At 45.5% G+C, this 20,394-nt stretch carries 21 protein-coding genes; 9 read left to right on the top strand and 12 right to left on the bottom strand.

Going from position 1 to position 20,394, the window contains the following annotated elements:
* From VIM91_RS11360 to VIM91_RS11345, 4 genes are all read right to left on the bottom strand, one after another.
* Positions 1-297: hypothetical protein (locus VIM91_RS11360; RefSeq protein ID WP_331864924.1), on the bottom strand; the 297-nt coding region annotated here is incomplete at its 3' end.
* Between the two features lie 140 nt (positions 298-437).
* Positions 438-1,088: a metalloregulator ArsR/SmtB family transcription factor gene (locus VIM91_RS11355; RefSeq protein ID WP_331864923.1), complete on the bottom strand. Its 651-nt coding sequence runs from the start codon at positions 1,086-1,088 to the stop codon at positions 438-440.
* Between the two features lie 44 nt (positions 1,089-1,132).
* Positions 1,133-2,254 carry a YeeE/YedE family protein gene (locus VIM91_RS11350; RefSeq protein ID WP_331864922.1) on the bottom strand — a complete coding sequence of 374 codons (1,122 nt, stop codon included), beginning with the start codon at positions 2,252-2,254 and terminating at the stop codon, positions 1,133-1,135.
* Positions 2,255-2,335: 81 nt separating this feature from the next.
* The gene (locus VIM91_RS11345) at positions 2,336-3,070 is read right to left on the bottom strand and encodes an MBL fold metallo-hydrolase (protein WP_331864921.1); all 735 of its coding nucleotides are present in this window, start codon (positions 3,068-3,070) and stop codon (positions 2,336-2,338) included.
* A gap of 266 nt (positions 3,071-3,336) precedes the next feature.
* Between VIM91_RS11345 and VIM91_RS11340 the strand changes: the two genes are divergently transcribed.
* The 8 genes from VIM91_RS11340 to VIM91_RS11305 all read left to right on the top strand — a co-directional run bounded on the left by VIM91_RS11340 (position 3,337) and on the right by VIM91_RS11305 (position 12,113).
* Positions 3,337-4,590: an MFS transporter gene (locus VIM91_RS11340; protein ID WP_331864920.1), complete on the top strand. Its 1,254-nt coding sequence runs from the start codon at positions 3,337-3,339 to the stop codon at positions 4,588-4,590.
* A gap of 16 nt (positions 4,591-4,606) precedes the next feature.
* A complete protein-coding gene (locus VIM91_RS11335; protein WP_331864919.1) occupies positions 4,607-5,500 on the top strand; it encodes an alpha/beta hydrolase in 894 nt (297 codons plus the stop codon).
* Between the two features lie 66 nt (positions 5,501-5,566).
* A complete protein-coding gene (locus VIM91_RS11330) occupies positions 5,567-6,532 on the top strand; it encodes a MoxR family ATPase (RefSeq protein WP_331864918.1) in 966 nt (321 codons plus the stop codon).
* 8 nt (positions 6,533-6,540) lie between these two features.
* Positions 6,541-7,485, top strand: coding sequence for a DUF58 domain-containing protein (locus VIM91_RS11325; protein WP_331864917.1), 945 nt, complete (start codon positions 6,541-6,543; stop codon positions 7,483-7,485).
* The gene (locus tag VIM91_RS11320) at positions 7,482-7,841 is read left to right on the top strand and encodes a hypothetical protein (RefSeq protein WP_331864916.1); all 360 of its coding nucleotides are present in this window, start codon (positions 7,482-7,484) and stop codon (positions 7,839-7,841) included. The genes VIM91_RS11325 and VIM91_RS11320 overlap by 4 nt, the downstream gene beginning before the upstream one ends.
* Positions 7,838-8,920, top strand: coding sequence for a vWA domain-containing protein (locus tag VIM91_RS11315; protein WP_331864915.1), 1,083 nt, complete (start codon positions 7,838-7,840; stop codon positions 8,918-8,920). The genes VIM91_RS11320 and VIM91_RS11315 overlap by 4 nt, the downstream gene beginning before the upstream one ends.
* Complete coding sequence (locus VIM91_RS11310; protein WP_331864914.1) at positions 8,908-10,806, top strand: vWA domain-containing protein; 1,899 nt, start codon at positions 8,908-8,910, stop codon at positions 10,804-10,806. The genes VIM91_RS11315 and VIM91_RS11310 overlap by 13 nt, the downstream gene beginning before the upstream one ends.
* Positions 10,807-10,862: 56 nt before the next feature.
* On the top strand, positions 10,863-12,113 hold the full coding sequence (locus VIM91_RS11305; RefSeq protein WP_331864913.1) for a hypothetical protein: 1,251 nt from the start codon (positions 10,863-10,865) through the stop codon (positions 12,111-12,113).
* On the opposite strand, the gene trxC is transcribed toward VIM91_RS11305, so the two are convergent.
* The 5 genes from trxC to tnpA form a co-directional block, all read right to left on the bottom strand.
* Positions 12,104-12,535, bottom strand: coding sequence for a thioredoxin TrxC (trxC, locus tag VIM91_RS11300; RefSeq protein ID WP_331864912.1), 432 nt, complete (start codon positions 12,533-12,535; stop codon positions 12,104-12,106). The genes VIM91_RS11305 and trxC overlap by 10 nt on opposite strands.
* 77 nt (positions 12,536-12,612) lie before the next feature.
* Entirely contained in the window at positions 12,613-13,059 is a 447-nt protein-coding gene (locus VIM91_RS11295) for a hypothetical protein (RefSeq protein ID WP_331864911.1), read from the bottom strand.
* Positions 13,060-13,341: 282 nt separating this feature from the next.
* The gene (locus VIM91_RS11290; RefSeq protein ID WP_331864910.1) at positions 13,342-13,701 is read right to left on the bottom strand and encodes a hypothetical protein; all 360 of its coding nucleotides are present in this window, start codon (positions 13,699-13,701) and stop codon (positions 13,342-13,344) included.
* Between the two features lie 131 nt (positions 13,702-13,832).
* The gene (locus VIM91_RS11285; RefSeq protein WP_331864909.1) at positions 13,833-14,351 is read right to left on the bottom strand and encodes an adenine phosphoribosyltransferase; all 519 of its coding nucleotides are present in this window, start codon (positions 14,349-14,351) and stop codon (positions 13,833-13,835) included.
* 95 nt (positions 14,352-14,446) lie between these two features.
* Positions 14,447-14,863 (bottom strand): IS200/IS605 family transposase, encoded by a 417-nt coding sequence (tnpA, locus tag VIM91_RS11280; protein ID WP_331864908.1) that lies wholly within the window; start codon positions 14,861-14,863, stop codon positions 14,447-14,449.
* 30 nt (positions 14,864-14,893) lie between these two features.
* On the opposite strand from tnpA, the gene VIM91_RS11275 reads away from it, so the two are divergent.
* Positions 14,894-16,126 (top strand): transposase, encoded by a 1,233-nt coding sequence (locus VIM91_RS11275; protein ID WP_331864907.1) that lies wholly within the window; start codon positions 14,894-14,896, stop codon positions 16,124-16,126.
* Positions 16,127-16,167: 41 nt separating this feature from the next.
* Here the strand turns inward: VIM91_RS11275 and VIM91_RS11270 are convergent, their stop codons facing one another.
* The 3 genes from VIM91_RS11270 to VIM91_RS11260 all read right to left on the bottom strand — a co-directional run.
* Complete coding sequence (locus VIM91_RS11270; protein ID WP_331864906.1) at positions 16,168-18,915, bottom strand: EAL domain-containing protein; 2,748 nt, start codon at positions 18,913-18,915, stop codon at positions 16,168-16,170.
* Entirely contained in the window at positions 18,912-19,832 is a 921-nt protein-coding gene (locus tag VIM91_RS11265; RefSeq protein ID WP_331864905.1) for an ABC transporter substrate-binding protein, read from the bottom strand. The genes VIM91_RS11270 and VIM91_RS11265 overlap by 4 nt, the downstream gene beginning before the upstream one ends.
* A 139-nt stretch (positions 19,833-19,971) precedes the next feature.
* On the bottom strand, positions 19,972-20,394 hold a 423-nt coding region (locus VIM91_RS11260; protein ID WP_331864904.1), incomplete at its 5' end, for an EAL domain-containing protein.

Raw genomic sequence — 20,394 nt, 5'->3', positions numbered from 1 at the left:
TAAGGTCAGGGATAATCCTGATGTGGTGATAACGTCGCGTTGTGGATGGTTTAGATAGGGGTTGGGCGGTGTGGTATCGTTCGGCGGTACATATACACCACCATGGTCGGAGGCCCATTGCCGAATTCGCATATCTTGATTAATGCGTTCACTTGCGGCCGCCTTGGCCATTTCTAGAGTGTGGGTTTTGATGCCATAAAGATTATAGGCTAAAGACCCTAAAACTAAACTGGTCCATATTAAGGCGATCAAAACATATTTTCGGGGCAGCTGAAAAACTTTAAAAAGGCTTCGCATAGGGTAAATCGCATAGGGTAAATTTTAGGCGGCACGCATTATGATTGAAACAACATTATACTCAAATTAGTCTAAATAAGACTTTTGTATCTAATCTAACGCAGAAACTTAGCTGTGCAAGTTTATATTTGGGACAGGGTTTAAGACTGAGTTTGGCTTTGCACTTGCCATTCTGGATAGCCTTCAGCGAGGCGCTTGGCTTGAATGCCGCGTTTCTGCAACGCATCAACCGCTTGCTGTGACCACATGCAATAAGGTCCTCGACAATAGACGACTAGGGTTTGATCGTTTTGCAGTTGGTTTAGTTTGTTGGGGAGTTGCTCAATCGGAATATTGATCGCTTGCGGAATATGCCCAGCCGCAAACTCATCTTCAGGACGTACATCCAACAAAGTATAGGGCTGTTTATATTCGCGTAAGGCTTTTAGGGAAATAGGTTCGTAATCGGTATTGGGTTTTAAGTGTTCTAATAATAGCGCTTGCATGCTGTCCAATTGAGACTCGGCGACATCACGCAAACTGACAATTAAGCGAAATACGCTGTCGTCACTTAATGCATAAACACTGTGCTGGCCTTGGCGCTCGCTGGTCACCAGGCCTGCATGCTTTAAGGTTTGTAAATGCTTTGAAACATTGGCGATGCTTAGGCCGAGTTTTTTATGCAGGGTTTCAACATCGCAGGCCGTTTGCGCCAGCACGTCTAAAATCATTAAGCGATTGGCATGGCTTAATGCTTTCGTCACCTGAGCCAGTTGTTCAAACAAACTGAGTTTTAGAGAATTCATGGCCATAATTATCACTTTGTTGAACCTTTAGGCTTGAGCGCCTATTGCGATTAGCAACCTTTTGTTTTGCGCCACATTGGCTCAAACTTAATTCCAACCACGGCACCGGCGGTAATGGAGGCTACGGCGACAAACGAACCTAAAGCCAGGGTCGCCACACCGGATAAGCCATGCCCAACCGAGCAACCCATCGCTAATACGGCACCAAAACCAACTAATAATGCACCTAGGCTTGAAATGACACCATCTTTTGCGGAGTCAAAGCCACTCACTTTAAATTGACGGTTTATGAGACTGCTGACAAAAGAACCCAGCGCCACGCCGACAACGGCGATCAAACCAAACGTAATTAAACTAAAGTTGGCTGGGCTCATTAAATAGTTAACTGTGTCGCCCATCGGAGCGGCAAAGGTAAAAGATTGCGTGCCTAAACCAATGGGTGGGGTTTCCATAAAGGCCGCTTCATCTATCAATTTTGCACCAAATTGGCCACCCGTTAAGGCATAAGCCGCGGCAATAATTGCGCCAACAATCAACGCACTGATGATCGGGGTTGGGCGGCGAAACTCTGGGTTTCTATAAGCAAAATAAAACAAGCTTAAACCGATTAACCAACTGAATATCAGTAAGGCCAAATCTATGTGGGCGCTTCCTGCACCAAAAATTAAACTCGCCAAGTCTTGTGAACCAGCATAGTCTAGATGAATGGTTAAAGGAGCGAACACAGGCATAATCCATTCGCCATAAAATGAGGTACGGGTCATGATGTAGGCCATGATCGACATAAGCGCTACCAACCAGAGAGATTTGTAACTGCCTTGTCCCATTTTAACGGTATTACGCATCCCGCAACCCGTGGCCAGTACCATGCCTAAACCGAAAATAAAGCCGCCAACAATATAACGTCCCCAAGCAAAATCAGCGGTTCGATAAGGTGGCCGACTGTCTGAAAGGTTCATCACGTTTAACCATTCTAGGCTGCCAGATAAAATAATCCCGATGCCCATTGCAGCGACAAATGTCCAAAGACGCGTGCCGTTACCCAGCGTAATGCGATCTCTTAAGCCGCCTACTGCGCAAAATGCACTGCGTTGGGCCGTTATTCCTAAAATAAAAGCCAGCCCAAACGCTAGCAGATAATAATTAATAAAAAGATTTGGAATCTCGTTCATGTTCCGTTGCTCCCGGCTTTGGTGTTATTTTTATTTTATAGGTCGGTAGATTGAGCGATCTACCGACGATCATGTCGGAGATTATAAAGGTTTAACGTTAAAACCGATAATTTTTTGCATATCTTCTGGATAGGGTAGGATGGTGCTGGTCAGTTGTTTAACAAAGGCGACCTTATCAAGACTCAAACTTGGGTTGTAGCGTTTCTCAAATCCAATGGTAGAAACGGCTTTGCCACTGATGCCGGCTCCACAAACACTACCCGCTTGTGCGCCGGGTAAAATTTCCATGTAATCCGGCAAAGTTAGGAGTTTTTGCTGAATTGAATCATATAATTTATTGGCCATTTCTTCTTCACGACCACGCAAGTCTGGACGACCAACACTGCCGACAAATAATGTATGGCCGGTAATGACAAACCAGGCTTCATCGCAGCGTGATTTATCGGTCACTAATAAACTGATGCTGTCTTCGGTGTGCCCTGGAGTATATAAAACTTGGGCATGCACGTTACCGGCCTCAATGATTTGGTTTTCGGCTAAAGGCATAAACTCGCATTGAGCAGGCGAGTCTTGGTGTAAACAATATTTCCCCCCAGCACGCTTCGCTAATTCGGCGCCGCCAGTGTAATGATCGGCATGAACATGGGTATCCACCACATAGGCGATTTTGACGCCCTTTTGCGCGGCCTTTTCTAAATACAAATCCACTTCGTCCTGGTGCACGTCGACTGCAATCGCCAAACCCTGGCCAACGCAACCTAGCATATAAGATAAAGAACCCGGCTCGGAATCAGGGGTGTGTTGAAATAAAAACATGGTATGTCTCCTTTTAACCCTATGTTTATGGCCTAAGTACACGTCACCAGGCCTGGTTTAAATTTCTAATCAGTTATATTCAACTGGTTGGTTGAATGAAACTATATCGGGTTCGTATTTTTTATTCAACCCATTAGTTGAATAAATTTATTTATGCCGCCCAAGAAAGTTTTGGGAGAGGTTTTGACCAATTTGATTGCAATTTTAAAGTGAAGTCACTAATATTCAACCACATAGTTGAATATACAGCCAAAGGGGATATTAAAGTGCAGGATGATCAGTCAGTCGAACACGGCATTAAAGCGAATTTAAATCAAATTATACAGCAGCTTATTCAGGTGTTTTTGGTTGGCTTGGCTCTGGGTATGACTCGCACAGTGGTACCAGGCCTGGCCGAAACCGAGTTTGGCTTAGCCGCCCAAGCCTTTATGAGTTTGGTAATGTTTGTGGTGGTATTTGGTTTAGTTAAAGCTAGCATGAATTTATTAGCTGGACATTTAAGTGATCGCTGGGGACGCCGCTCTTTATTGGTGGCAGGCTGGTTATTAGCGATCCCCGTGCCGTTCCTGATTTATTTTGCGCAAGACTGGTATTGGATTGTGTGGGCGATGGTGTTTTTAGGCTTAAACCAAGGTTTGTGCTGGTCGATGGCGTTAAACAGTAAGCTAGATTTAGCAAAAGCGAATCAGAAAGGCTTAATAAATGGCTTTAATGAGTTCTCAGGTTATGCGGCGGTGGGTGTGGCAGGCTGGTTAACCGCCTATTTGGCTGAACTTTATGGTGCGCGCGAAGCCATTTTAGGATTTGGTTTAATTGTAATTGGTTTAGGTCTGGTTTTAGCGATTTGGAAAGTGGTCGATACCCGTGCTTGGTCTGAATTGCATCAACACCATCATCGCCAAGCGAATGGGGATGATGGGGTAAAACCTGGACTTGGCCAAATGATGACTTATGCTACTTTTAAACAACCTCAATTGGTCGCATTAAACCAAGCGGGCTTAGTGGAAAAATTTATTGATGCACTGGTGTGGATTTTTATGCCAGTATATCTCATCAGCCAGGCCCAAAGTTTGGTGCAAGCCAGTGCGATCATCGCGATTTACGGCGTGGTTTGGGGTGGTTCGCAACTCATTACCGGTCCTTTATCTGATCGATGGGGGCGCCGTGGTTTAATTGTGTGGGGTTTTTGGCTGTGTGCCCTATCCAGTTTAGGCTTTGTTTTGGTTGACACGGTTTGGGCTTGGTCGCTATTGGCCGCTCTAATGGGCTTTGGTATGGCGATGCTTTATCCAACCTTGGGCGCGGCAGTGGCCGATAACAGTGTGCCCAATCAACGTGCTACCGTGCTGGGCATTTATCGGTTTTGGCGTGACTTTGGTTACGCAGCGGGTGCTTTTTTAATGGGTTTATTGGCTTTTTATTCAGAGTCGATGGTCTGGCCGTTTTATTTTGTCGCGATGATGATGTTTTTATCAGGTCTGTGGGTTTGGTTGGCCTTGCCCGCTAAAGCTAAGTCTTAACGAATGGAGAAATAACATGAAATTCAAATCTTATATTTATGCCATCTTAGTGTTTTGGGGGCTTAGCAGCGGTCTTCAAGCGGAAGAAATCAAGCACACACATCAAGGTAAAACTTTAAACGCAAACCTAGTCATGGCAGATGGCAAAGGCTACGCCGATGATTTTGTGCTTTTATTACACGGCACCTTAACGCATAAAGGCCGTTCAACTTATCGTATTTTGCAAGATAATTTGGCCGCACAAGGGGTCAGTTCCTTGTCGATCAACTTGTCATTAGGTTTGGACGATCGTCATGGCGAATACGATTGTAATGTGCCCCACACTCACAAACATACCGATGCGCTGGATGAAGTCGCTGTATGGTTAGATTGGTTGAAAAATCAAGGTGCAGACAAGGTGACTCTAATGGGCCATTCGCGTGGTGGTAACCAAATCGCCTGGTTTGCGGCCGAACGTGATCGTCCGCAAATAGACAAAGTTGTGTTGATTGCCCCTGCGACTTCTGAGCAACAATCAGCAAAAGATTATCAGAAAAAATATGATAAGCCACTTAGCGCCGTGTTAAATAAAGCTCAAAAATTGGTTGATAAAGGCCAAGCTGATCAAATGATGAAGAATGTCGATTTCATCTACTGTGAAAAAGACCAGGTAACGGCGGGCGCGTTTGTCGATTACTACACCGCCAAGCCACAGTTTGATACGCCTTATTTAATTAAGGCACCAGCCAAACCTACCTTAGTCGTGGTTGCGTCAGAAGATCAAGCGGTACCAGAACTGCCAGCACGTTTAGCCCCGCTGGAAGGCACGTCGAACCTAACCATTCACACCATTGATGGTGCGGATCACTTCTTTATGGACTTTTTTAACGAAGATTTAGCGGCGGCGGCCGTCGACTTTATGCGCAACTAAATCGGCACTCGATTCAGCAAAAAGCCGCTTTAAAGCGGCTATAGGCGGTTACAAGGAACTTTGATTATGTCAACGCAACAAGCCTTTATGGCATTAAAAACCCATTTGCAAAAAACCATTGTCGGTCAGGAGGCGTTGCTTGAACGCATGATGATTGCGATGCTGACGGGCGGCCATGTATTATTAGAAGGGCCACCAGGCCTGGCGAAAACTACCGCGGTTAAAACCTTAGCGAAGGGCGTGCATGCGAGTTTTCAACGAATTCAATTTACGCCAGACTTAATGCCCGGTGATGTAATGGGTTCGGATATTCTTGATCCAAATACCGGTTCATTGAGTTTTGTTAAAGGCCCGATCTTTAATGAAATTGTATTGGCAGATGAAATTAACCGTGCGCCGCCTAAAGTACAGTCGGCTTTATTAGAAGCGATGGCAGAAAAACAAGTCACTGCCGGTGGCCAAACGCGTGCTTTGCCAGATTTGTTTATTGTAATGGCCACCCAGAATCCGCTTGAGCAAAGTGGCACTTATCCCTTGCCTGAAGCGCAAATGGATCGTTTTATGTTGCATGTGGTGCTGGACTATCCAACCGAGTCGGAAGAGTTGGAAATTCTGCGTCGTGATCGCGCCAAGCACTATGGCATAGATAAAGAAGACGACACCTCAAGCTTAACGCCGCAAAACGTATTAGATGCGCGTCGTGAAGTAGCTGAGTTGCATGTTGCCGAACCGGTAGAAAAATACTTGGTGGCGTTGGTCGCCGCCACTCGTAAGCTAGATGAACTGGATGACACACTTGAAGGTGTGTTGGATGTGGGTGCTTCGCCACGTGCCTCGCTTGCTTTATTACATGCTGCCAGTGCTTACGCTTGGTTGCAAGGGCGTGACTTTGTCACCCCGGATGATGTTGCACGATTAGCGCCCGATGTCTTGCGTCATCGTTTAGCCCTCAGTTTTGCTGGCCGCGCCCAAGGTTGGACCTCCGATCAATTGATCGCCCGTTTATTAGAACTGGTTAGCGTACCGGTTTAAGGCTTCTGATGACGTTTTTACAAACGCTTAAAGCTCGTTTTTCTAAGCCAAACAGAGCTCCTAATATCAGCCGGCAGCCGATTCTGTCGGCGCAACAAATTGCGGATTGGGGGCAGGAGCTGGAAGCTTATTGGGCGAGCCTGCCGAGTTCGCAGCGTTTAAGTGAGTTAGCATTGTTTGGCGATCAATCCAGCCGTTTTCGCGGTCAGGGCATGGAGTACGAAGAAAGTCGTTTGTACCAGCCAGGCGACGAGTTGCGACATCTTAATTGGCGATTAATGGCGCGTACTGGTAAAGCCTTTACCAAGCTGTTTCAAGAAGAACGCCAAGCGCAATGGGTGATCATTTTAGATCAACGTCAGTCAATGCGTTTTGCCACCCAGGGGCATCTAAAAGTCACGCAAGGGGCGCGAATTGCAGGTTGGTTAGCCTGGATGGCGCAGCAGCAACGTGTGCAACTTCAGGCCATAGGCTTGAGCGAAACCGTGTCGATGACGCCGGTGATTCAAGGCATGAACTTATACCAGCAAGTCATGCAGGCGCTCGCGATTCCTTGTCCGCCAAAAGTGGATCGCACTGAACCGAAATTGGCGGATGTGCTTAATCAGCTTAAAGCCCACTGGCCAAACGGCACACGCGTGTGGATTATTAGTGATTTTGCCGACCTAACCGAATCCGACCAGGCCTGGTTGACGGCGATGAATGAATCCTGGCATTTAAGTGCCTTTTGGATTGAAGATCCGGCCGAAATTCAATTGCCCGCCAAACAAACTTTAAAACTTCAATCAAACCACCAGGTCTGGTTGTTAGATAATCAACAACAATCCCAATACCAAGCTTGGGCAAAACCCCAACGCGATAAGCACCAGGCCTGGTTAAAACAAGCGGGCGTGGATGTACATAGCGTGCAAACCACTGATAGCTTACAACGCATACTGGCCAGCGAATTATGAACTCAGCTTTAATGGATATTGATTTATTAAGCCCGCCAGTTGCTGAGCCATTGATGAGTGCTTGGTTGTGGGCATTGATCATAATCCTATTATTGGCCAGCTTGATTGGCCTAGTTATTTGGTTGTGGCGATCACCAGGCCTGGTGGTTTGGCGTTGGCAACGTCGATTAGCGGGTTTACAAACCGACCAGCAACGCAAACAACTGGCGTTGGACATTTACGACTGGCTCGCCCAACGCCATATTCCACTTGATACAGCTTGCCACCAAGCTTTATTAAGCGCCTGTTTTTCAGCCAACAAGGTGGATGCGGAAGAATTGGCAAACTGGTTAACTAAGATGAAGGCCTGTTTATGACGATGTTATTAGACTGGTGGGATTCTTGGCATTTTGCTTACCCGGCCTGGTTTTGGGCGTTAGCGGTTTGGCCGTTTGTGCAAGCCATCTGGCCAAACGCTTGGCGACCCAGCGGCGAAGCCGGTCAAATGCCGGTGTTTTTCCATCCTAAAATTGATCAGTTTATGGCGGATTCATCACACACGGATTTCGCCTCCACGACCCAAAAACGAGACTTAAGTCGACGTGTACTGATCAGTTTGCTAAAAATCGGCCTTATGCTGAGTTTATTAGTGGCTTTAGCTCAACCTCAACGCCTGATTGAACAAGCGCCACAAGCCAATAGCCAACCAGTGCGAGATATTGCGTTGGTATTGGAAAGCTCGGTGTCTTTCGTACTTGAGGATTACGAACTGCAAGGCCAGCCCACCAGCCGGATGGAAGTGGTAAAAGCGGTACTGGAGGAGTTTGTCCAGGGTTTAAGTGATAATCGATTTAGCTTAGCTTTATACGCCGAACAGGCTTACAGCCTAGTGCCGATGACGTTTGATAACCAAGCGATGCGTGCCAACTTGCAAAGACTGCAACCTTACTTAGCTGGGCGCACCGATCAAGCGGTGGGCGAAGCGTTAGGCTTAGCTTTGAGAGAAGTGGCGCAAGCCGAACAAAATGATAGCATTCAAAAACGTTTGGTCGTCTTGGTGAGTGACGGTGTACAGACCGATAGCCGAATAGATTTAAATTCCATTATTGAATACGCCAATCATTTATCCGTGCCGATTTACACCATAGGTATTGGTGCGGGCGCGGCCATACCCGCCGAAAACCAGACCTCGGGTTTGCTGTATCAAGCCTTGCAAACCCGTGAACTAGAAAGTTTAGCTGAGCAAACCAATGGCCAGTTTTATCAAGTCGGCGGTCAAGATGATTTGCAATCGGTATTAAGTTCGATTGAACAAACCGAAGGTGTGCAACGTACTCCGACCAGTGAAACACGTTGGCAAACCCAGCCGCTTTATTTCACGCCGTTAGCTTTTGCGTTAGGCTTATTACTGGTCTGGTGGTTACTGACATTAGGAGGCCAAAGATGGAATTCTTAGCCGAATTAAGGCAATTTAGTTGGCGTGAAGTCAATTGGCTGTGGGGATTAGGTTTTCCACTGGTTTGGTGGTTATACCAGGCCTGGTCGTTACGTCGCCAACAAACCGATTACGCCCACGCCGAATTTTGGCCTTGGGTGCTGAGTCAAAAATCAGCGCAACGCAAATTTAATATGCTGGCGAGTTTGGCTTGGTTTGCTTTGATATTAGCTTTAGCAGGGCCGCGAATTGAGCAAACTGATGTGATTGAATCTGATCGAGCCGGGGTGGATTTACTGGTGGTAATGGACGCGTCACGTTCGATGAGCGCGCAAGATCAAAAACCGAATCGGTTTGCTTTTAGCCAAACTCTAATCGAATCGGTTAGCCAGCAGCTTAATGCACAAGATCGAATCGGTTTAATCAATTACACCGCTCAAGCCCATTGGGTTACGCCTTTTACCCAAGACAAATCGCTGTTTAAACGTGCTTTGTATTTAACCGAACCCAACTTATTGCCGCTGGCAGGTAGCCAACTTTTCGACAGCTTGAGTTTTGCGGTGCAACAAGCACCGCGTCAAACCATCGCGCCCTTAGTGGTGTTATTGGTTACGGATGGCGGCGGATTGAATGACGCGTTGGATTCAAGCCAACTAAGTGAGTTGAGAACCCAACTTGAACAACAAGATGCCGAGTTAATCCTATTAGCGGTCGGCAAAACACAAACCGTTTGGTTGGCGGATGAGCAACATCCTTCTGGTTGGCTACATGATGATAATCAGCCGGTGGATGTGGCCTTGCCACGTGCGGCCTTGCAAAACCTGAGCCAGCAATTGAATGCTGAATACTTAGAAGCCAGTGGTGAAGCGGGCATGCTGGATAAGTTGTTAACGCCGATTCGCGCAAAAGCCGAACGTTTGCCGGTTAACCAAACCAAAACCGAGCAATGGGATTTAGCACCTTGGTTAATGGGGTTAGCATTGGGTTTATTCATGATTATTCTACACTTACCCAAGCCAGGCTTTAAAAGACTTTTGCCGGGTTTGTCGATGCTTGGCTTCGGTTTATTTAGTTTGATGTCAACTGCCCCGAATATGGTTTGGGCGGCATCCACATCGTTAGAGCAGCAAGCCTACCAAGCGTTTGAGGCGCAAGAGTTTGATCAAGCCGAACGGCTGTATGCCAGTTGGCTTGAAACCGCTCAGGCAACTCAGCCCGATCAAATGTTTCGAGCTTTAATGGGTGCCGGTAATGCGGCTTATCGCCTAACCCAATTTGCGCGAGCCTTAACCTGGTATCGCCAAGCCGTGTTAAACGCTCGCCAAGATCAAGCACGTGCGCAAGCCTTGTTTAATTTAGGGAACGCTTACGCGCAACTTGAAATATGGGGCTTAGCAGTCGAGGCTTTTGAAGCCGTGAGTTTGTATCAAGCCGAGCATGTCAAAGCCCAACAAAATTTAACCCTGGCTTTAGCCGCCTTAAGCGAACAACAAGCCAAGGCCGCTGAACAGGCTGAGGCCGAGCAGGCGGCAAAGGAACAAGAAGGACTGCGTAAAGATTTAGAAGGTAGTTTTCACGGTGGTAGCAAGCCCAATCCAAATAACGAAGCCGGCTCGGGTGCCGAAGGCGAATCGGATGATGGTCGTTCAGAAGGCACGGGCTTTAGTTTGCCGGAAAGAATGGCGAATTCAGAACTATTAACGGGTCAAGATTGGGCGTTAGCCGGTTCGGCCAAATCCGTTGAAGACCAATTAAAAACCCAACGCCGCATAGACAATTTACAGATGGAACTAAAAGACCTGGAAGACGATCAGCAAGCCTTATTAAAACATTTGTTTGAGCGCGAAGCCGGATTTCAAGCGCGTCAAGACAAAGTACATGCGATACCGGGGGTGCAACCATGGTAAGACGCAGAACTGGGTTAACAAACTTCACAGCATTTATCGGTTTTTGGATGCTTTTGTTGTCAATTAGTAGCGTTTTCGCGCAAAATCAAACGATTATGCTGGGTGACAGTTTAACCATTACCTTGCGTAGCGATGATACGTTTGGCGACTATAAAAAACTTGATTTAACGCCGCTTAAGCCACACTTTCAAATAGATGATTCGGCCCAAACCAGTGATCGTATTCGATTACGCTTAACCCCAAAACAAGCCGGTCAAATTGAGATTCCTTTGATTACCAGTGGAGGCTTAACCATTCCGGCTCAGACCCTTAAGGTCGAACCAAATGAGTTGGTTAATATTGAATGGCAAGTACCACGCCGCCATCTTTGGCAGGGTGAATGGGCAGTTTGGCAGGCTAAGGTAAAAGTGACAGATCCAGGTTTGCCGGTTGAAATGGAAGGTCTGCAAAATTCAGCGATTCGCTTTAGCGCGCAACCGATCCAGCAAACGCTTGATGATTCACGCACGGCTGAATTTGTAATGGTGCAAAAACTCGCCAACACCGACACAGAGTTAACCCCGCCGGTGATTCGGGTGCAAAACCGACAAGGTTTGCGTTGGCAGTTTTTTGCGCCAGAAAATAATTATCAAATTCAGCCTTTACCCAGTTATGTGCCACCTCAAATGCCAGTGGGTAAATTTTCATGGCAAGTTGATCGACCTTTTTGGAATCGCACAGGGGCGTTAGAAAATATCGAACTGACATTAACTGGAATAAATGCGAGTCGGTTACCAGATTTGCGTGACCAACTGGCAAGCGGTGACGGTATTAACTGGCTGATGGCACAAACTAGCACCACGGAAACCTTAGGATTAGAGGGGCGAACTGAAACCCAAGTTTTAAGCCAGCCTTATCGCGTAACGGCTTCAGGCTGGGGTTATTATGACGAAATACGCCTTCAATATATTAACCCTGAAACCGGCAAATTAGTTGATCTTATTCAGCCCGCTGAGCTTTATATCGCATTACCGGCTTGGCTGTACTGGATAGGTTGCGCCCTGTTGTTGGCGGTTGGATTTTGGTTGCTTATGGTTTTAGTCAGACTCGGTAAAATAGGTTTTTACCGAGTACGCCGAGACCGTGCTTTGGCACGCACGGATGATGCTTGGACACGCTGGCAAATTTATCAAACTTGGGGGCAAGCGCGTGGATTAGGTAAGCCACAAACCCACCAGGCCTGGTTGTTGGCATATGAGGCTCGATTTGGTAAAAACTCGGCTTTGCGAGCCGAGTTTGAGCAACTAGATCGTCAACTTTATAAGTGACGTGATACCCATTGTTTAAACTGGGTTAAATCCATTGCACCTGAAATCCGATCCACTTCTTTGCCATTTTTAAATACCGCTAGAGTCGGAATAGAGCGGATACCAAATTGTGCGGCAACAGTTTGTTCTTGCTCGGTGTTAATTTTGACAAAACGTGCCTGTGGGTGCGAACTTGCAAAGTGTTGCGCGGCTTGTGCAAAGGTAGGCGCAAACATTTTGCAAGGGCCACACCATGATGCCCAGAAATCAACAATCATAACCTGATCGGTTTTTTGAATCGCTTTATTCAGTAGAGAGCCAGTCATTTCAACCGGTTTATCGCTGATTAAGGTCTGCTTACAATGACCGCAGGTAGGTTGGTTAGACAGCTTTTCGGCCGGGACTCGATTTAAACCGCCGCAGTGTGGACACATGATAATCATCAGAACTCTCCTCGCTTGAATGCGTTAAATATAGGTGCAAACCGATAAAATTCAAGTCCAGCCAAATGTCTATCTGATTATTTAAGCCAATCAGGTTTTGGACTTTGTTGACCGGATTTTTCATAACCGTAATCCACAAACTGATGCAAAGTTTGGTCGTGCGAATGTATAAGCTCAACTAGCTTGGGATCGTCAGAGGTGATAAGGGCTTCAACGCCATTTTTAATAGCACAATAGTCCATCTGGATTTGTTCACGAAACTCAAACAAAGCCGCAAATAAAGGGTCCCAAGAGCGAATCGCACGCCCAGCGGCAAAGCGTTTTTCCATGCCTTCCACATGATCAATTAATACTTGAGCTAATCTAGGATTTTCACTTGTGGTGCGCGCTAAAATGCCATTTGGCAGTTTTTCGGTTTCGCGTTTTAATTGCTTATGTTGCTCCAACAGTTCGGCAAATAAAGCTTGATCTTGCTTGTGAGCCGCATCACTGCCGTGGCCGTGTCGATATTGTTTGTCGGACATACAAAAACCTCCAAGCTTATTTTAACCAATCATTCAGGCAGAGGGTTAGCCATCATCAAAAATACGGGCATAAAAAAAGCGGCCAACAGGCCGCCCAATATTCTGAGGAGCTGAGACTCCAAACAAGAGACTCAGTAAGACGAAATACCAACCTAGTTAACAATGACAATTAACTAAATCGTTATACATAGTCTACAACAGTAAAATAAGTAAATTATTGAGAAAGTATGGAGAAAGTGTAATAAGCTCAACACGGCGAACCGTGTTGAGTGAGTACTGAAATTAAGCGGAAGGATTAGGCGTTTCAGCCGAATCCGCTTGGCTTAACTGCTGTGCATTATAGTTAGCTTGTGCTTGTAAGTTCGCAGCATAAGTGAGTCCGTTGCTGGTGTCATTCGCATTGGTATTCTGATCTTGCACCGGATTATTTTGATTTACGGTTTGGCTCGCCGCCAAATCCATATAATCGTTGCCAGCGGCTTGCGCTTGACTGGATAAGGTCACAGTTGTGTTGCCAGCGCTGCTGACTTCACTGGTCGCACGGTCAGACACACGATTCTCAGCCTGCTGTGAGGCTTGGTTCTGTTGTGGCATCGCACTCATCGCCAAGGATTGCATGGCGGGATTAATGGTATTACTCATCATCAACTCCTTTGTTGGTTGTGACAACGATTGCATTATCACATTCTCGAGTTGTTAATTGCAAGTTTAACTGTGCATATAATATGAATTAAGTGTTTGATTTATATAGCGGCTTGGCAGAATGATGGTTATCAATCGTCATATTGAATCACTGAGCGCACCTTCATTCCGGCGTACTCAAAACTGTTTAATGCGGCTAAATCGACCAAGCAAGCTAAGCCTACTACTTGATAGCCCACCTGGTCACAAAGTTGACAAGCGGCTTTCATGGAACCGCCAGTCGCAATTAAATCGTCTAATAAAATAATGCGAGAGCCATCGCCTTTTTGCATTTCAAGCTTATCTCGACCATATTCCAAACCGTATTCGATTGAAGCGTGCACATTGGGTAGTTTGCCCGGTTTACGGACTTTTATAAAACCTTTGTTATGCTTGTAAGCCAAGGCGGAGGCAAAAATAAAACCACGTGATTCAATGCCGGCTACATGATCAATATTGGCCCATTCTTGCTCGCTAAAGAGTTCACTCATGGCATCAATCGTGGCGTGCAAATGATTTTTGAGCAGGGGCGAAATGTCTCGAAACAAAATTCCCGGCTTTGGAAAATCTGCTACATTCGACATATATTGACTTAAAGGGTGTGGATTCATGCCGTTACCTAGTTCATTATTTTTTATTAATTATCAAATAGCGCGTAAAACTTCGTCCTTCAGGGCGGAGATATAAGCGCACAGGCGAAGCCTGTTTAATGCGGTCTTTGCTGTTGTTCAATATATTGCTTAATAATCGAGAGTGGTGCACCACCACAACTACCCGCAAAATAGCTTGGACTCCAAAGCATATTGCCCCAAAGCTTTCTTTGAATTTCAGGGTATTTTTTCTTTCTAATAAGGCGGCTTGATACGCCTTTCAAACTATTCACCAAATTAGAAACAGCGACTTTAGGTGGATAATTGATTAAAAGGTGTACATGGTCATGCTCACCATTAAATTCAATTAACTCCGCTTCAAAATCCAAACAAACATTTTTAAATATTTCTTCCAAATCAATTAATACCCTTTCCGAGAAAACATCTCTGCGGTATTTTGTTACAAAGACCAAATGAGCATGAAGATTAAAAACGCAATGCCTTCCTGTTCTTACATCTCCATTTACTTGCATAGACTAATTCCTTTTTGTACAATTATAACCATGAAACAAACTATCCGCAAAGCCTTTAAATTCAGATTACAACCCAATTCTGACCAAGTACAGAAGATGGTTGAGTTTGCCGGTGCCAACCGCTTTGTCTGGAATAAAGCCTTGGCGATGAATTTGTTTCGGCTTGAAAATAAACAACCGATGTTGTGGTATAACGAATTAGCGTTTTGGTTAGGCTTGTGGAAACAATCTGATGAATACGGTTTTTTAAAGTCCGTTCATTCTCAGCCACTACAGCAAACGCTTAAAAACCTTGAGCGTGCTTTTAAAGACGGTTTTGATAAAAAACAGCCTTTAAAACGGATTCCAAAATTCAAGAAAAAAGGCTTGAGTGATAGCTTTCGCTATCCACAAGGATTTAAGCTGGAGCAAGCGTCTAACAAAGTGTTTTTACCTAAAATCGGTTGGGTCAAATACCGCAATTCTCGACAAGTCATTGGTGACGTTAAAAACATGACTATTTCTCGCAAGGGAAAATATTGGTACGTGTCGATTCAGACCGAGTACGAGGCCGATATAAAGCGTCACAGCTCAACCAGTATGGTTGGTATTGATATGGGTATTACCCGTTTTGCAACGTTATCAGATGGCTCATTCGTAGCGCCTTTAAACAGCTTTCGTAAGTTATCAAAGAAACTGGCTTTTGAACAGCGCAAGCTGTCTAAAAAAGTCCGTTTCTCTGCTAACTGGAAAAAGCAGAAACAAATCATTACACGACTGCATGAGCGTATTGCCAATGCTCGTTTAGACTTCTTACACAAAACCTCAACCAACATCAGCAAAAACCACGCAATGATTGTTGTTGAGAATTTAAAAGTAAAAAACATATCTAAAAGTGCCAAGGGAAATACTGAAAAGCCTGGTAAAAACGTCAAAGCGAAATCGGGTCTAAACAAATCCATCCTTGACCAAGGGTGGGTAATGTTCATTTCGTTTTTGGAGTATAAACAGGCCTGGTCAGGCGGAGATGTATTGAGAGTAAACCCTCAATACACCTCTCAAACCTGCCCTAGCTGTCACCATGTTAGCCGTGACAACCGCAAAAGCCAAAGTGCTTTTGCGTGTACAGAATGTGGGTTTAAAGCCAATGCCGACTTGGTAGGGGCTTTAAATGTACTTGAGCGAGGACATCGCTTGTTAGCCTGTGGAGTTGAAACGTTAGTTTCGACCACGAAGCAGGAACCCGTAGGCAATAGCAATATAAACCTACTCTTGACGGCTTGATAAGTCGTTAGGAATCCCCTTCGTTTACGGAGGGGAGGATGTCAATTAGTAAAAGTTTTAAGTTCGTCGGATACAAACTCAGCTGAAGGTCGACCATATAAATAGCCTTGTAATAGGTCGCAACCTAATTCGTGCAAAATATGCGCTTGCTCAACCTGTTCTACGCCTTCGGCTACCACTGATAATTGTAACTCCTTCGCCAGAGTAATGATGGTTTTAACAATGGCGGCATCGTTTTCGTCTACCAGCATATCGCGCACAAATGACTGGTCTACTTTTAAAGATCCCAGCGGTAAGGTTTTTAAATAGTTTAAAGATGAATACCCTGTGCCAAAGTCGTCCAAGGCAAAGTTAATACCAATAGCTTTTAAGGCGTGCATTTTATTGGCGGTATCTTGGATGTCATCCATCAACATGCTTTCAGTAATTTCCAGTTCGAGTTTGCTGGCATCAATGCGGTGCTCATTTAAGACGGTTTGCACACTCTCGACAAACTCAGCTTGATGAAATTGGCGAGCACTGATGTTGATGGCCAATCTGAGTAAATTTTTGTCGGCTTGGCTTTGCCAGGACTTTAAGGTTTGGCAGGCCTGGTGCAATATCCATTCGCCGATTGGAATAATTAAACCGGTTTCTTCTGCGATGCTAATAAATTCAAACGGTGGCACCAAGCCTTTTTGCGGATGTTGCCAGCGAATTAAGGCCTCATAGCCATTTAAGGTGCCGTTGTAACAATATTTAGGTTGATAGTAGAGAACAAACTCTTTATTTTCGACTGCGCGTCTTAGGTCAGTTTCGATTTCGCTGCGTTTCGAGGCTGCTTCTTGCATCGATGGGTCAAAAAAGCGAATCGCATTGCGACCTTGGGCTTTGGCTTGGTACATCGCCAAATCTGAACGCTTCATAATTTCATCGGAACTTTCGTGATGATCTATAAATAGGTTGATACCAATACTGGCGGTCAGCACATACTGACTCTCCGATAGTTGGTATGGATCATTAAAATGCGCCAAAATTTTCTCAGCAACCAGTTTGGCATGGTTAGCCGCTTCCTCCTGCTTATAGCCAATGTCTTGCAATAAAATAATAAACTCATCGCCACCCGGCCTGGCTACGGTATCGCCTTCGCGTACACAGGCTTTTAAACGCTCTGCAACTTGCTTTAAAAGTTCGTCGCCTAACTTATGCCCTAACGTGTCATTCAAGTTTTTAAAATGATCGAGATCAATAAACAGCAGCGCGCAGTAATGTAAGTGACGTGAACTGGCTGAGATGGCTTGCGAAATATGGTCCTCGAGCAAGCGTCGGTTGGCCAAACCGGTGAGCGGATCATAAAATGCGAGTTTATGAATTCGATCTTCATTCAGCTTGCGCATCGTAATATCGCTAAAAGTTGATAGATAATGCGTGATCTGGCCTCTGGCATTTTTGATTGCGGTAATGACTTGATGTTCAGGGTAAATTTCACCATCTTTGCGGCGATTCCAAATTTCACCGCGCCAGCCACCGGTTTCAATAATGTCGTCCCACATGTTTTGATAAAACTCGGCATCATGTAATCCCGACTTAAGAATTCGCGGGGTTTGGCCGATCGCTTCTTTTGCGCTGAAACCAGTAATTTCGGTAAAGGCGTTATTGACGCGAATGATATTTTGATCGGCATCAGTGATTAAAATCGCCTCTTGAGTTTCAAACGCGACGGATGAAATACGCAGCGTTTCTTCGTTGCGTTTCACCTGAATTAAGCTATTCGACAAACGTTTGTTGTAAACCAACAATAAAAAGCCCAACAGTAGGATGATGGCGAGTGCCAGCCAGCCAATCATCACCTCAACTTTTCGCGCTTGCCAAATATCACGCCAACTAATCTCAGGTAGGGCGTTATAAGGGCGAATTTTAAGGTTGCGCATGAGCTCACGAATGGGCTCATAGTCGGCCGGTATACTAAAACCATAAATATTGGCTTCGCGTAACAATGGGCTTTTATAAGGCATAGCTAAAAATGCACCAGTTAATTGGCCAGCGTGCTCCATCGAGATATGCGGCATGGCGGCCAAAGGCCATTCTGGGTAGATTTGGGTTGAGATCTGAAATGGAAAGCCAGCTAAGCTTTGTGGGTTGAGTACTCGAAGATCTGCTAAATCAATTAAACCTCGATCACGCATATCTTCCAACACACCTGTGCGAATAAAGGCGGCATCAGCCGATCCATCGAGCACGGCATTAACCGCTCGGTCATGCGGCATTTCGGTTTCAACGATTTTGTAGCTTTCGGGTTTCACACCGGCTTTTTTGATTTCAAAAACCTGCATCATATAGCCACCAAAAGATCCCTTTTGTGGTGAAGCGATGCGTTGACCTTTTAAATCAATTAAGTCCAGAATATCCGTGCGGTTGTTCTTAACCACAATCACGCCACCAAAGCCACGTAATGGGGTGTCCTGGTGGAGTGTCATTAAGGTCACCAGTGGGCTAGACAAACCTTGGGAATGCGCCAGTTCAACATAATAAGCCGAGTTAGTGAAAACAAAATCAAGTTCACGCCTTGCCACAGCTAGGTTTAGTTCGTTGTAGTTTAAAGGGTTGATAACCAGTTCAATATCGGTGAGTTGTTGGTTTAGATGGTCGATTATCGGTTGCCAGCGCGCTTCGACCTGCGGTTTGGGCTGAAACGCTAGAATGCCGAGTACAAATGTCTCTTTGGCTTTGAGGGTCGCGCTATATAATCCGATGCTTAATCCAAGCAAAAACAGCCAGCCAATCGGCTGATTGGAACGTCGTCTGATCATAAACGTTCCCTAGGGATAAATTCATTCGTGAAGATGGTGCGTAAATCACAATCATCGACAATGATACCGGCATCGTGCATCACCTTCACTAAGTGAGAAGCGGCTTGAATCATACGCATATCTTGTTTTGATAGATATGCGAAGTTTGCTAAAGCATCGGGGATTAATAAGCCACGATAAATTTGTCGCAAATCTTCGGTGGATATTTCCATGCGTTTCGCAATTCGGTGGCTGGCATCCATCGGATTGGTGCGAAAATGGTGCAGTGCATCAAAATGAATGTCGATAATATCGTGCAATAAGATTTTATGGCGTTGCGCCGCTTCGGCGGTGACCACTAATAAATCAAAGATTTTGTCGGGAATTTGTTTGCTGTCAAACAAGCGCTCGCCACCCGTTTGAAGTAGTTTGGTGGCGTTGGGTTCGTAAGTGATTAAGGCATCGACTTCCCCATTTGACCAGGCCTGGGGATGTTGATCATGAGGGATATCGACCAGGGTAAGTTCGCTACGATCTAAAATGCTGTGGGTTAAAAACTCATGCAACATTAATGCGCCTAGTGCCGAAGATTCGTAGCCAATTTTTTTCCCAACTAGCTGATCGGCTCGCTCTATTCCCGGTTTACTAATGACGACATCGGCACCGACTGAAATATCGAAAATCATCGCAACACGTAAATCAAAGCCTTCACTGCATAATCGGATCATTTCATCGAGCGTCAACATCGCCGCTTGAGCTCGACCATCTCGAATGGCTTGCATGGTTTCAGACGCATTCGACGTGTCTAAACATTGCATGCCATTTATGGGTAGCCAACCTAAATCACGCGCCATAAAAAAGATTTCATAACCTGGCCAAGGGTGGCCAGCGATCACCAGAGGTTCAGTGGGCCCGCAACCTTTTAGAAACGGTGCCATCAATGAAACCCCCGACAGTTGTAAAAGCTGGCGGCGGCTTAAAGAAGGGAGGTGATGCGAAATCATGGTTAGCCCCAATCAAATCAAAAGGATTAAACTGATTTTATACGTTTTTGTAATTATCGTGTCTGTTTTTCGACTATTTTACATGTTCAGGAACCTGTTGCATAAAATCGGCGGCTGGGAAACCAACAAAATAGCCTTGTGCATAATGAATACCGAGCTTTTTAACCGCCTCTAGCGTTTCTCGGTCTTCAATAAACTCCGCCACGGTCTCAATGCCTATCGATTGAGCCAGCGCAACCGCACTTTCAACAAAGGCATGATCAATGCGGTCGTGCAGCATATTGCTGATAAATTCGCCTTCAATTTTCAAATAATCAATCGGGAAATGCTTTAAATAATGGAAAGACGAAAAGCCCGAACCAAAATCATCAATCGCAAAGCGGAAGCCTTCAAACTTAAGATCACGCACAAATTTTTCCAGCAAACTGATGTTGCGCACGGTTTCGCGCTCGGTTAGTTCAAACACCACGCAGTTTGGTGAAATCTCAAACTCTTG

Origin of the sequence: Thiomicrospira sp., from assembly GCF_036568485.1 — a bacterium.
GTDB lineage: Bacteria > Pseudomonadota > Gammaproteobacteria > Thiomicrospirales > Thiomicrospiraceae > Thiomicrospira.
The sequence above is the reverse complement of the archived record's forward strand: the minus strand, read 5'-3'. Positions and strand labels throughout refer to the sequence as shown.

Excerpts from the sequence above, each read along its gene's own strand:
- tnpA (WP_331864908.1), bottom strand. The coding sequence starts at position 14,863 with ATGCAAGTAAATGGAGATGTAAGAACAGGAAGGCATTGCGTTTTTAAT.
- VIM91_RS11320 (WP_331864916.1), top strand. The coding sequence starts at position 7,482 with ATGAACTCAGCTTTAATGGATATTGATTTATTAAGCCCGCCAGTTGCT.
- VIM91_RS11355 (WP_331864923.1), bottom strand. The coding sequence starts at position 1,088 with ATGGCCATGAATTCTCTAAAACTCAGTTTGTTTGAACAACTGGCTCAG.
- VIM91_RS11285 (WP_331864909.1), bottom strand. The coding sequence starts at position 14,351 with ATGAATCCACACCCTTTAAGTCAATATATGTCGAATGTAGCAGATTTT.
- VIM91_RS11270 (WP_331864906.1), bottom strand. The coding sequence starts at position 18,915 with ATGATCAGACGACGTTCCAATCAGCCGATTGGCTGGCTGTTTTTGCTT.
- VIM91_RS11295 (WP_331864911.1), bottom strand. The coding sequence starts at position 13,059 with ATGTCCGACAAACAATATCGACACGGCCACGGCAGTGATGCGGCTCAC.
- VIM91_RS11275 (WP_331864907.1), top strand. The coding sequence starts at position 14,894 with ATGAAACAAACTATCCGCAAAGCCTTTAAATTCAGATTACAACCCAAT.
- VIM91_RS11265 (WP_331864905.1), bottom strand. The coding sequence starts at position 19,832 with ATGGCACCGTTTCTAAAAGGTTGCGGGCCCACTGAACCTCTGGTGATC.
- VIM91_RS11330 (WP_331864918.1), top strand. The coding sequence starts at position 5,567 with ATGTCAACGCAACAAGCCTTTATGGCATTAAAAACCCATTTGCAAAAA.
- VIM91_RS11310 (WP_331864914.1), top strand. The coding sequence starts at position 8,908 with ATGGAATTCTTAGCCGAATTAAGGCAATTTAGTTGGCGTGAAGTCAAT.
- VIM91_RS11350 (WP_331864922.1), bottom strand. The coding sequence starts at position 2,254 with ATGAACGAGATTCCAAATCTTTTTATTAATTATTATCTGCTAGCGTTT.
- VIM91_RS11325 (WP_331864917.1), top strand. The coding sequence starts at position 6,541 with ATGACGTTTTTACAAACGCTTAAAGCTCGTTTTTCTAAGCCAAACAGA.
- VIM91_RS11345 (WP_331864921.1), bottom strand. The coding sequence starts at position 3,070 with ATGTTTTTATTTCAACACACCCCTGATTCCGAGCCGGGTTCTTTATCT.
- VIM91_RS11335 (WP_331864919.1), top strand. The coding sequence starts at position 4,607 with ATGAAATTCAAATCTTATATTTATGCCATCTTAGTGTTTTGGGGGCTT.
- VIM91_RS11315 (WP_331864915.1), top strand. The coding sequence starts at position 7,838 with ATGACGATGTTATTAGACTGGTGGGATTCTTGGCATTTTGCTTACCCG.
- trxC (WP_331864912.1), bottom strand. The coding sequence starts at position 12,535 with ATGATTATCATGTGTCCACACTGCGGCGGTTTAAATCGAGTCCCGGCC.
- VIM91_RS11290 (WP_331864910.1), bottom strand. The coding sequence starts at position 13,701 with ATGAGTAATACCATTAATCCCGCCATGCAATCCTTGGCGATGAGTGCG.